The sequence below is a fragment of the Cellulomonas avistercoris genome, assembly GCF_014836445.1.
GTDB classification, from domain to species: Bacteria; Actinomycetota; Actinomycetes; order Actinomycetales; family Cellulomonadaceae; genus Cellulomonas; species Cellulomonas avistercoris.
Genome location: NZ_JACSQV010000001.1, coordinates 253,611 through 263,988, shown reverse-complemented (window position 1 = coordinate 263,988; position 10,378 = coordinate 253,611). Strand labels below are relative to the sequence as shown.

The following is a 10,378-nucleotide window of genomic DNA, read 5'->3' as shown; positions in this document are numbered from 1 at the left end:
GGGCGCCCCCCCCCGGGGGGGGGGCCCCCTTCGTCGTACGAGAGGCGTCAGGCGTGCGTGCGGTGCACGCGCTCGCCGCGCGACGGGCCGCGCGTGGCCTGGGGGCCGGTGTCGAGGCGGATCCGCAGCGGGCGGCCCGCGACGCGCGTGCGTCCGAGGCGGTCGACCACCTCGGGCGTCAGGCCGTCGGGGATGTCGACGAGCGCGAAGCTGCCGAAGATGTCGATCTTGCCGACGTCCTTGCCCGTGAGGCCGCCCTCGCCGGTCAGCGCGCCCACGAGCGCGCCCGGCTGCAGGCCGTCGCGCTCGCCCACGGCGACGCGGTAGCGCGCACGTCCGCTGGGGCCCGTCGTGCCGGGTCGGCGGCGGTTGCCGGCGACCGCGCCACCGCGGGTGTCCTCGGAGCGGGCCTCGCGGGCGCGGCGCACCGCGTCGTCGAGGTCCTCGAGCTCGGCGGCCGCCGCGGGCCCCTCGTCGCCGACCGCGAGCGCTGCGACGGCGGTGAGCAGGTCCAGCGGGTCGAGCTCGGGGTGCGCGGCGAGGTGCTCGCGCACGGCCTCGCCGACGACGTCGAGACGGCCGGCCTCCATGCGTGCCGCGGTGCGGTTCAGCAGCGCGGTCGCTCGGTGCGCGCTCACCTGCGCGGGCGTCGGGATGGTGATCTCGATGAGCGGCGTGCGGGTGGTGCGCTCGATCTGGCGCAGACGCGGACGCTCGCTCGGCGTGACGAACGTCAGCGCCTCGCCGGACCGCCCCGCGCGACCGGTGCGGCCGATGCGGTGCACGTAGGCCTCGGGCTCACGCGGCAGGTCGAGGTTGACGACCAGGCCGATGCGCTCGACGTCGAGGCCGCGGGCCGCGACGTCGGTCGCGACCAGCACGTCCAGGGCACCGGAGCGCAGCCGCTCGACGATCCGTTCGCGGTCCGACTGGGCGACGTCACCGCTGATGTGGGTCGCGGCGATGCCGCGCTGCACCAGGGCGTTGCCGATCTCCTCGGCCGCTTCGCGGGTGCGCACGAAGACGATCGCCGCGTCCGCGTCGCTCACCGCGAGCACACGGGCGAGCGCGCCTGCCTTGTGGCGGTAGGGCACGACGGCGAAGGTCTGGCGCACGGAGTCGACCGTGGACGACTGGCGCGTGACGGACACCGACACCGGGTTCACGAGGTGCTTGTCGGCGACGCGGCGGATCTGGGTCGGCATGGTCGCGGAGAAGAGGGCGACCTGACGGCCGGCCGGCGTGCCGGACAGGACCTTGTCGACGTCCTCCGCGAAGCCCATCCGCAGCATCTCGTCGGCCTCGTCCAGGACGAGGAAGCGCACGTCCTCGAGGCGCAGCGTGCGCCGCTCGATGTGGTCGATGACGCGTCCGGGGGTGCCGACGACGACCTGGGCGCCGCGTGCCAGCGCACGCTGCTGGGGGAGGTACGGGGACCCGCCGTAGACGGGGACGACCTGCAGGCCCGGCATGTCGGCAGCGAAGGTGGTGATGGCGTCGGCGACCTGCATCGCGAGCTCACGCGTCGGGGTCAGCACGATGACCTGCACGGCGGCGATGGCCGGGTCGATCGACTGGAGGATCGGGAGCCCGAAGGCGGCCGTCTTGCCGGTGCCCGTCTGGGCGACACCGACGACGTCGCGGCCCGCGAGCAGCGCGGGGATCGTCTGCTCCTGGACCGGCGTCGGGGCGGTGAAGCCGAGGCGCTCGACCGCGGAGAGGATCCGGGGGTCGATGCCCAGGTCCGCGAAGCTGGCCGCGGGGGCAGGGGTCGTCGTGGGCAGGGCAGCAGGCATGGGGGTGCTCATGGATCACCGTTCGGTGGCAGCGGGGGAGAGCCGGGCGTCATGACGACGACCCGGACGTCGCTCACCCCGAACCAGACCACGCGCTGCTGTCAGCGGCGCGTGCACGTGAACGAGAAGGGAGGTGGTTGCCGTACGACCGGCAGACCGCCCTACGAGAGGGGATGCGACACGACTCCAGATGTCCTGGACACAGTACCTGCTGCTGGACCCCGACGGGCGGCGAGCCGGGGTGACCTCCCGCACAGGGGCGCCGGGCCCGGCGGTCACCCGAGGCCGCGGGCGCGACCTTCGATGGCCGGGCACCTGTCCTGCACGACCACGAGACCCGCTGCGCGTGCGCGCGCCACGGCCTCGTCGGCGTGCACGCCCAGCTGCAGCCACACGGCCCGCGCGCCGACCTCCACCGCCTCGTCGACCACCGCGGCCGCCCGTGCGCTGTTGACGAAGACGTCGACCACGTCCGGCGCGGCGGGGAGGTCGCGGAGGCGGGCGTAGCCGCGGGCACCGTGGACCGTGGGGGCGCTCGGGTGCACCGGCACGATCGTGTGCCCCAGCGCCTGGAGGTAGGCGGACACGCCGTGCGCCGCTCGGGCGCGGTTGGTGGACAGCCCGACGACGGCCCACGTGGCGGGCGTGCGCAGCAGCTGGTCGACGGCCTCGGTGTCCTCCATGGCACGAGCCTGCCACCGGCGCGCCGGCACCGCCGTGGGCCGCACGTCCGGGTGACCCGCCGTCGCGGGGCCCGCGCCGCGAGCCGGGGGCCCGGACACCGCGACATAGGATCGCGACCAGGACGACGACGGGGGAGGGCGTGAGCCAGGACGTACCGGTCAGCACGCGTGTGCTCACCGTTCCCAACGCGATCAGCCTCGTGCGCCTGCTCATGGTGCCGGTGTTCGCGTGGCTGGTCGCGCAGGGCCACGACGCGTGGGCCCTCGCCGTGCTGCTGCTCTCGGGCGCCAGCGACTGGCTCGACGGCGTGCTGGCACGCCGTATGCACCAGGTCACGCGGCTCGGCCAGATGCTCGACCCGGCGGCGGACCGGCTGTTCATCCTCGTGACGCTGGTCGGCCTCGCGTGGCGGGGCGTCGTGCCGCTGTGGCTCCTCGTGGTGCTGGTCGTGCGCGACGTCGTGCTCGCCGTGATGCTCGTCGTGCTGGCGCGATCGGGCTACCCGCCGCTGCGCGTGCACCTGGCAGGCAAGGCCGGCACCTTCGCGATCATGTACGCGTTCCCGCTCCTGCTGCTCTCGGAGTGGCCCGCCCCGGTGGGCCTCGTGGCCGGGGTCCTGGGCTGGGCGTGCGCGCTGTGGGGGGTCGGCCTGTACTGGTTCGCCGGTGCGCTGTACCTCGCCCAGGGTGCGTCGATCATGCGTCGTGACGCGCGGGCCGCGCGGACGGCGAGCGCGGCGTGAACCCCCGGCACGCGGTCCCCGCCCCGCAGCGTGCGGCGGACGAGTCGATGACGCTGATCAACGAGGTGTACCGGCGCCCGCTCGATCCCGGCTACCAGGACGTCGCGGCACGCCGCGCGGCGGGGACCGCACCGGCGCGGACGGTCCGGGGCGGGGCCGCGCTGCTGGTGCTGGCCGTGCTGCTCGGCGCGTTCGCCACGACCGCCGCGGTCGCGCTGCGCCGTCCGGCGCCCGCCGTGCTCGAGGCGCGGACCCTGCTGGAGGCGGAGATCCGTGAGGGCACCTCGCGCGCGGACGACCTGCGGCGCGCGAACGCGGCCATGTCCGCGCAGATCGCCCAGCTGCAGGGTGACGCCGCCTCGACCGACGACCCCGAGCTGTTCGCCCAGCTGCAGCGCGACGCGGTGGGGGCGGGTGTCGTCGCCGTCACCGGCCCCGGCCTGCGCATCGAGCTCACGGACGGCGACCCCGGGAGCGGGACGGCACCGAACGACGGCAGCGAGCTCGTCCAGGACCATGACCTGCAGGTACTCGTCAACGGGCTGTGGGCAGCCGGCGCCGAGGCCGTCGCCGTCAACAACGAGCGCCTGACCACCACGACCGCGATCCGCAGCGCCGGTGCGGCGGTCCTCGTGGACAGCACCGCGCTGAGCAGCCCGTACCGGGTCGAGGCCATCGGCGACGCCGCGACGATGCAGACGCGTCTGGCACGGCTGCCCGCGGGGCAGCACCTGGCGTCGCTCTCGCAGTACGGCATCGAGGTCCGCGTGACCGCGCAGCGCGAGCTCCTGCTCGCGGGACGCGGCCAGCTCGTGCTGCGCTCCGCCGACGTCCTCGGTGACGGTCCGCAGGCCGGTGAGGCGGAGCCGCCCCCGGCCTCCACGACGACGTCGGGGGCGCAGGACCTTGGGGCGAGGTCGGGGGATGTGGCAGTGTCAGGGCGACGCGACGGAGAGGAGACCCGGTGATCGCAGTGATCGGGCTCGTGCTCGGTGTGCTCGCGGGCCTGCTCATCGAGCCGACCGTCCCCGCCAACCTGCAGCCCTACCTGCCCATCGCCGTCGTCGCCGCGCTCGACGCCCTCTTCGGCGGGCTGCGCGCCTACCTCGACGGCATCTTCGACGAGCGGGTGTTCCTCACCTCGTTCCTGTCGAACGTCGTGGTGGCGGCGCTCATCGTGTTCCTCGGCGACCAGCTGGGCGTCGGGTCGCAGATGACGACCGCCGTGATCGTCGTGCTCGGCATCCGCATCTTCTCCAACGCCGCGTCGATCCGCCGGCACCTGTTCAAGGCATGACGCACGAGGACGGCACGCGCCCCGACCCGCTCGGACCGTCCGACCCGGACGGCCTGCCCGACGACGGGCCGATGATCGACCCGCGCGACCCGCTGGGCATCGGAGACCTGCCCCCCGACGAGCCCGAGCAGGGTGACGCCTCTCCGGAGGACGTCGACCCGCCGGAGGACGTCGACGCGCAGGAACCGGCCGGCCGGTCCGCCCAGCCGCAGGCCGAGGTGACGCCGGGTCACGGGGCGGTCGTGGACGAGCCCGGGGGCGAGCCGCGTGACGACGAGGTCCACAGCAGCCAGGAACAGAGCAACGAGGTCCACAGCGACGAGGAGCAGAACCACCACGGCCCCGTCGCCGACGAGTCGCAGCCCGACGAGGCCCGCGACGGCGAGCCGACCGACCACCCGCAGCCCGACCATGCGCCGAGCCCTGACGAGCAGGACCCGACGGCCGTCGTGGCACCGGGCGCGCCGCCGCAGGACGCTGCCGTCGGCCGCGAGCCCGCCGTGGCCCCCGCGGCGACGCCCGTCCGTCCGCCACGGTCGGGCTGGACGAGGCTCGGGCACGCGATGCGGCCGCGGACCACGCAGGGCCAGCTCATCACCGCCGGGCTGTGCGCGTTGCTGGGCTTCGCCCTCGTCGTGCAGGTCCGCCAGGCGACCGACACGCAGCTGGGTGCGCTGCGCCAGAACGACCTCGTGCGGCTCCTCGACGAGACGAGCACGCGCACGGACGAGCTCGAGCGCGAGTCCCTCGACCTGCAGCGCGAGCGCGACGAGCTGCTGTCGGGCTCGGACCGCCAGCAGGCCGCGCTGGACGCCGCGCGCCGGACCGCCGCGATGCAGGGGATCCTCACGGGCCGGCTCCCGGCGACGGGCCCCGGAGTGCGCATCACCCTGACGGAGCCGGACGCCGAGATCCGGCCCGCGACGATGCTGCACGTGCTCGAGGAGCTGCGGAACGCGGGTGCGGAGGCGATGGAGCTCAACGGCCGGCGCATCATCGCCAGCAGCGCCTTCACCGGCGCGCGCGGTGCGATCGAGCTCGACGGCGTGACCCTGGAGTCGCCGTACCGGTGGACGGTGATCGGTGACCCCGACACCATCGCCCCGGCGCTCGAGATCCCCGGCGGGGCGATGGCGCAGGTGCGCAAGGACGGCGGGCGGGGCACGGTCGAGAAGTCCGACCGCGTCGAGGTCACGGCCGTCCGGGTCCTGCCGGAGCCCGTGCACGCCTCACCGGTCGCCGACGAGCCCTGATCGCGGGGCGCGTCCTGCAGCCGGCCGCCGGGCGGTTTCCCGGTGCGCTGTCACCCGACCAGCGCTGCCCGCGTGCTGCGCATGCGCGCCGACACCGCATAGGGTGAGTCCCGCAAGGCTGGGTCGACGGCGAGCGCGCTCGCACGATGTGCCCGCGACCGACACGGGAGGTGTGCGCATGAGCGACGAACGACGGGCGCCGGACGGCGTTCTGCCCGCCTACCGGGGCGACGGCCCGGACACGACGGTCAGCTTCGGCTCGCTGGAGCCGACCGACCCGGAGGCGCCCCCGGTCGGTCTGACGGGGGACGAGGCCGCAGCGGTCCACGCGCTGCCCCCCACGTCCGCCCTCCTGCTCATGCAGCGCGGCCCGAGCGCGGGAGCACGGTTCCTGCTCGACGCGGAGCGGACGACCGCGGGCCGCAGCACCAGCGCCGACATCTTCCTCGACGACGTGACGGTCTCGCGCAAGCACGCCGAGTTCGTGCGCGACGGCCAGCAGTTCGTCGTGCGCGACATCGGCTCGCTCAACGGCACGTACGTGAACCGGGCGCGCATCGACGCGGCCACGCTGCGCCCCGGGGACGAGGTGCAGATCGGCAAGTACCGGATGACGTTCCACCCCAGCCCTCACCGTGACGCCTCCTGAGCGCGCCGTGAGCGCGGCGGCCGAGCAGGCTCCCGCCGCGAGCGGGTCGGAGCCCTGGCCCCGGGGGATCTCGCGGCGTGCCTCGATGCGCATCTCGGACGTCCTGGCGGCGCTGCGCATCGAGTTCCCCGCGGTGACGACGTCGAAGCTGCGCTTCCTCGAGGAGCAGGGCCTCGTCGACCCGGTCCGCACACCCTCCGGCTACCGCCAGTACTCGCCGGCGGACGTCGAGCGGCTGCGCTTCGTCCTCGCGCAGCAGCGCGACCGGTACATGCCGCTGCGGGTCATCGGTGAGCGCCTCGCGGCGCTCGACGCGGGGGAGGACGAGGAGTCGCCCGTGCGCGCGCGCCTCGCGACGCGCGACGGGGTCGCTCCGACGGCCGACCGGCTCACGGCCGAGCGCCTGGCGCAGGATGCCGGCGTCGAGGTCGACCTCGTCACCGAGCTCGTCACGCAGGGCGTCCTGCGCCCGGGTCCCCGCGGCGTGTTCGACCCGTGGGCGCGTGAGGTCGTCGCGGTCGCGGCGTCGCTCGCCGACCACGGCATCGACCCGCGCCACCTCCGCACGTTCCGTGCGGCGGCCGACCGCCAGGCCGATCTCGTCGAACAGGTCGTCGCACCCTGGCGCGGCCAGCGCAGCGTCTCGTCCCGCGCGCGTGCCGGCACGCTCGCCGCCGAGGTGGGCGAGCTGTGCGCGCGCATGCACACGGCGCTGGTGCGTTCGGCGGTGCACGACCTCGCCCCCTGACGTCGGTCCGCCCTCGCGCCCGACGCGCGCTGTCCCGGGCAGACGCCGCGGGCGGCACGACGTAGCGTGTCCACGTGGGCGTCGAACCCGAGATGGTGCCGGTGGAGGTCGTCGGTGTGCGTACGCACCTGGCCGACGACGAGATCGTCGTGCTGCTGCTCGACCCCGACGCGGCACTGCTCGTGCCGATCCTCATCGGGCCGGCCGAGGCGTCGGCGATCGCCGCGGCACAGGCGGGGATCGTGCCGCCGCGGCCGATGACGCACGACCTGCTGCGCGACGCGCTGGTGGCGGCCGGCGCACCGGTCGACCACGTCGAGATCAACGGGCTCGAGGACGGGGTCTTCCACGCCGCCCTGGTGCTGGCGTCCGGGCGCCACGTCGACTCGCGCGCGTCGGACGCGATCGCCGTGGCCCTGCGCTTCGCGTGCCCTGTGCTGTGCTCGGCGGAGGTGGTCGCGCTGGCCGGCGTCGAGATGCGGCCGGCGGCGAGCGAGGACGACATCTCCCAGTTCCGGGAGTTCCTCGACCACGTGTCGGCCGAGGACTTCGAGACGGGGCACGACCCCGGGACGGACGACGGGGCCCAGGACGTCTGATCCGATCGGGTGAAGAACCTCGACCTCCACCTGAAGGTGAGACGCTCGCGACCGACACGCCGGGGCGCGCTCGTTGCGCCCCCGACCCCGCAGGCCTAGCGTGGCGGAAGAACCAGCACAGTGCGGCGCCTCACGGGTGTCGCCGAGGGAGGGCCCCGTGATCCGCAACGAGAGTGCCGACGAGTCCGGCACGATCCCGCAGCACGCGCAGGGCCTGCTGTTCGACGACGACCTGCCGGACCTGGACGTCACGACGGGGTACCGCGGCCCGACCGCGTGCCGCGCCGCGGGCATCACGTACCGCCAGCTCGACTACTGGGCGCGCACGGGGCTCGTGGAGCCCTCCGTGCGACCCGCGACGGGTTCGGGGACGCAGCGCCTCTACTCGTTCCGCGACATCCTCGTGCTCAAGGTCGTCAAGCGGCTGCTCGACACGGGCGTCTCGCTCCAGCAGATCCGCGCGGCGGTCGGCCACCTGCGGGAGCGGGGCGTCGACGACCTCGCGCAGATCACGCTCATGTCCGACGGTGCCAGCGTCTACGAGTGCACGTCCCCGGACGAGGTGATCGACCTGGTGCAGGGCGGCCAGGGCGTGTTCGGCATCGCCGTGGGCCGCGTGTGGCGCGAGGTCGAGGGGACGCTGGCCGCGCTCCCGAACGAGCGCGCCGACGACGACGCACCGGTCGCCTCGACGGCGCCCGACGAGCTCGCGCTGCGCCGACAGGCTCGTACGGCCGGCTGACTCGCGGTCCCGGCCCCCTTCCGGGCTCGTCTCGGCGTGCCCGCACCGGGACGGCCGGGCGGCAACCGGGGGAGCGGGCCCTCAGCGACGCGGTGCGCGCACCGCGCGGTCGAGCAGCTGGTCGAACACGTCGGCCAGCTCCGCCGCGGCGGCACCGGGCCACACGTGCACCGGCTGGGCGGCGCCCTGCGCCTGCTGCAGCGCGGCACGCTCCGGGATGCTCGGGGTGAGCACCAGGGGCCCGTACAGCGTCTGCAGCTCCTGCAGGCGGTACGCCTGCTCGACCGAGCGCGCCCGCACCCGGTTGACCACGATGCCCAGCGGCTGCAGCGCGGGCGCGGGTCCGCGGCGCAGCTCGTCGATCGTGCGCATCGCCCGGCCGACGGCCATGACCGCGAACAGCCCGGGCTCCGTCACCACGACGGCACGGTCGCACGCCGTCAGGCCGGTGCGCGTGAGCCCACCCAGCGACGGCGGGCAGTCGACGAGGACGAGGTCGTACCCCTCGACCCAGGACAGCGCGTAGCGCAGCCGGTCGGCGTCCGAGTCGTCGATCCGGTCGTGCAGCACCGAGCGCTCGGACCCGACGAGCACGTCGAGGCCGTGGTCGGCCCACGTCGACGGGACGGTCGCGGCGGCGACGGACTGCGCGGAGGGTGCGTCCAGCACGGACGCCACGTCGCCCTGCGCGGCCACCGTCCCGAGCGCCATCGTCGAGTCCCCCTGGGGGTCGAGGTCGACGACGAGGGTCCGTAGACCGCGCTCCAGTGCGGCCGAGGCGAGCCCCAGCGTCACGGAGGTCTTGCCCACTCCACCCTTGAGGCTGCACACACCAACGACCAGCACGCGGCAACCGTAGCGGGGTGAGGCGCCGCTCACGAAAACGGCGCGCCCCCGGTGCCTCCCGGCGCCACGAACGGCTCATGGTTCCGGACCCCGGTGCCCTGATCTGCACCGGCACGGGCGGTATGACGTTCACCCGGCCCCGCCCCGGCCACGTCGGCACCGGTCGCCGGTCCGCACGGCTGCGGCTAGCGTGGTCGCGCCGTGAGGAGGCCCAGATGACCGAGTCGTTCGACGACGCGCAGGTGCCCGAGCTGGAGTACGACGAGACGATCCCGCCGCGACCCGAGGAGGAGGTCGCCGACGCCGCGCGCGCCACCCCCGACCCCGCTGGGCACGGGGGAGACGCGGCCCTGACCGCGGGCGACGACGTCCTGCAGGCGGACTCGCACGGCGTCGGGACGGACCTGCCGACGGCCCACCGGGTCGACTGAGCGCGTCACGAGGAGTGGCGGGACGCGGATGCGGCATGCTGAGGCGGTGCAGATCCGACGCGTCGACGAGGACGACTGGCAGACCGTTCGTGACGTGAGGCTGCGTGCGCTGCGCGAGTCGTCGGACGCGTTCGGGTCGTCGCTCGCCCGTGAGGAGCGCTTTGCCGAGTCGCACTGGCGGATGCGGCTGCGCACCAGCACCACGTGGGTGGCCCTGGACGGGTCGGGGGAGCCGCGCGGCCTGGTCTCGCTCGTGCAGGAGCCCGGCTCACCGGAGGACGACCGGCACGTCGTGTCGCTGTGGGTGGCACCGGAGGTGCGGCGCCAGGGGATCGGCTGGTCCCTGCTGGACGCGGCGGTGCGCGGGGGAGCCGACCAGGACGCGGCGACCGTGTCGCTGTGGGTCGTGGACGACAACGCGTCAGCGGTCGACCTCTACGTGCGTGCGGGGTTCACGCGCACGGGTGAACGTCAGGTGCTGCCGCGGGACCCCGACCGCACCGAGGAGCGGTACGTGCGCCACACCGCCCCCGGCGGGCTGGCGGGCTGAGACCGCGTCGGGGGGGGGGGGGGGGGGGGGGGGGGGGGGGG

13 protein-coding genes are annotated in these 10,378 nt (G+C 74.9%); 10 read left to right on the top strand and 3 right to left on the bottom strand.

Annotated elements, in window-relative coordinates; translation table 11 throughout:
* Positions 1–47: 47 nt before the first annotated feature.
* Positions 48–1,808 (bottom strand): DEAD/DEAH box helicase, encoded by a 1,761-nt coding sequence (locus H9657_RS01235; protein ID WP_191779515.1) that lies wholly within the window; start codon positions 1,806–1,808, stop codon positions 48–50.
* A 263-nt stretch (positions 1,809–2,071) separates the two neighbouring features.
* A complete protein-coding gene (locus H9657_RS01230) occupies positions 2,072–2,479 on the bottom strand; it encodes a CoA-binding protein (protein WP_191779513.1) in 408 nt (135 codons plus the stop codon).
* A gap of 140 nt (positions 2,480–2,619) precedes the next feature.
* Between H9657_RS01230 and H9657_RS01225 the strand changes: the two genes are divergently transcribed.
* The 8 genes from H9657_RS01225 (at position 2,620) to H9657_RS01190 (ending at position 8,510) form a co-directional block, all read left to right on the top strand.
* Positions 2,620–3,222, top strand: a complete 603-nt coding sequence (locus tag H9657_RS01225) for a CDP-alcohol phosphatidyltransferase family protein (protein WP_191779511.1) — start codon at positions 2,620–2,622, stop codon at positions 3,220–3,222.
* Positions 3,219–4,190, top strand: a complete 972-nt coding sequence (locus tag H9657_RS01220) for a DUF881 domain-containing protein (RefSeq protein ID WP_191779509.1) — start codon at positions 3,219–3,221, stop codon at positions 4,188–4,190. The genes H9657_RS01225 and H9657_RS01220 overlap by 4 nt, the downstream gene beginning before the upstream one ends.
* Positions 4,187–4,519 (top strand): small basic family protein, encoded by a 333-nt coding sequence (locus H9657_RS01215; RefSeq protein ID WP_191779508.1) that lies wholly within the window; start codon positions 4,187–4,189, stop codon positions 4,517–4,519. Before H9657_RS01220 ends, H9657_RS01215 begins: the two co-directional genes overlap by 4 nt.
* Positions 4,516–5,772 (top strand): DUF881 domain-containing protein, encoded by a 1,257-nt coding sequence (locus H9657_RS01210; RefSeq protein ID WP_191779506.1) that lies wholly within the window; start codon positions 4,516–4,518, stop codon positions 5,770–5,772. Before H9657_RS01215 ends, H9657_RS01210 begins: the two co-directional genes overlap by 4 nt.
* A 178-nt stretch (positions 5,773–5,950) precedes the next feature.
* Entirely contained in the window at positions 5,951–6,421 is a 471-nt protein-coding gene (locus H9657_RS01205; RefSeq protein WP_191779504.1) for an FHA domain-containing protein, read from the top strand.
* Positions 6,422–6,506: 85 nt separating this feature from the next.
* A complete protein-coding gene (gene ftsR / locus H9657_RS01200; RefSeq protein WP_225214351.1) occupies positions 6,507–7,169 on the top strand; it encodes a transcriptional regulator FtsR in 663 nt (220 codons plus the stop codon).
* Between the two features lie 92 nt (positions 7,170–7,261).
* The gene (locus H9657_RS01195; RefSeq protein ID WP_191779940.1) at positions 7,262–7,768 is read left to right on the top strand and encodes a bifunctional nuclease family protein; all 507 of its coding nucleotides are present in this window, start codon (positions 7,262–7,264) and stop codon (positions 7,766–7,768) included.
* A 157-nt stretch (positions 7,769–7,925) separates the two neighbouring features.
* Positions 7,926–8,510: a MerR family transcriptional regulator gene (locus H9657_RS01190; protein WP_191779500.1), complete on the top strand. Its 585-nt coding sequence runs from the start codon at positions 7,926–7,928 to the stop codon at positions 8,508–8,510.
* A gap of 81 nt (positions 8,511–8,591) precedes the next feature.
* On the opposite strand, the gene H9657_RS01185 is transcribed toward H9657_RS01190, so the two are convergent.
* A complete protein-coding gene (locus tag H9657_RS01185; RefSeq protein WP_191779498.1) occupies positions 8,592–9,356 on the bottom strand; it encodes a ParA family protein in 765 nt (254 codons plus the stop codon).
* 215 nt (positions 9,357–9,571) lie between these two features.
* Here H9657_RS01185 and H9657_RS01180 point away from each other — a divergent pair, with 215 nt between their 5' ends.
* Together H9657_RS01180 and H9657_RS01175 are read left to right on the top strand one after the other, a co-directional pair.
* Entirely contained in the window at positions 9,572–9,787 is a 216-nt protein-coding gene (locus H9657_RS01180; RefSeq protein WP_191779496.1) for a hypothetical protein, read from the top strand.
* Between the two features lie 46 nt (positions 9,788–9,833).
* Positions 9,834–10,337 carry a GNAT family N-acetyltransferase gene (locus H9657_RS01175; protein ID WP_318241208.1) on the top strand — a complete coding sequence of 168 codons (504 nt, stop codon included), beginning with the start codon at positions 9,834–9,836 and terminating at the stop codon, positions 10,335–10,337.
* The last annotated feature ends 41 nt before the right edge of the window (positions 10,338–10,378 follow it).

What these genes read in the sequence shown, in the direction of transcription:
- H9657_RS01235 (WP_191779515.1), bottom strand. Translation starts at nt 1,808, where the DNA reads ATGAGCACCCCCATGCCTGCTGCCCTGCCCACGACGACCCCTGCCCCC.
- H9657_RS01230 (WP_191779513.1), bottom strand. Translation starts at nt 2,479, where the DNA reads ATGGAGGACACCGAGGCCGTCGACCAGCTGCTGCGCACGCCCGCCACG.
- H9657_RS01210 (WP_191779506.1), top strand. Translation starts at nt 4,516, where the DNA reads ATGACGCACGAGGACGGCACGCGCCCCGACCCGCTCGGACCGTCCGAC.
- H9657_RS01205 (WP_191779504.1), top strand. Translation starts at nt 5,951, where the DNA reads ATGAGCGACGAACGACGGGCGCCGGACGGCGTTCTGCCCGCCTACCGG.
- ftsR (WP_225214351.1), top strand. Translation starts at nt 6,507, where the DNA reads ATGCGCATCTCGGACGTCCTGGCGGCGCTGCGCATCGAGTTCCCCGCG.
- H9657_RS01195 (WP_191779940.1), top strand. Translation starts at nt 7,262, where the DNA reads ATGGTGCCGGTGGAGGTCGTCGGTGTGCGTACGCACCTGGCCGACGAC.
- H9657_RS01180 (WP_191779496.1), top strand. Translation starts at nt 9,572, where the DNA reads ATGACCGAGTCGTTCGACGACGCGCAGGTGCCCGAGCTGGAGTACGAC.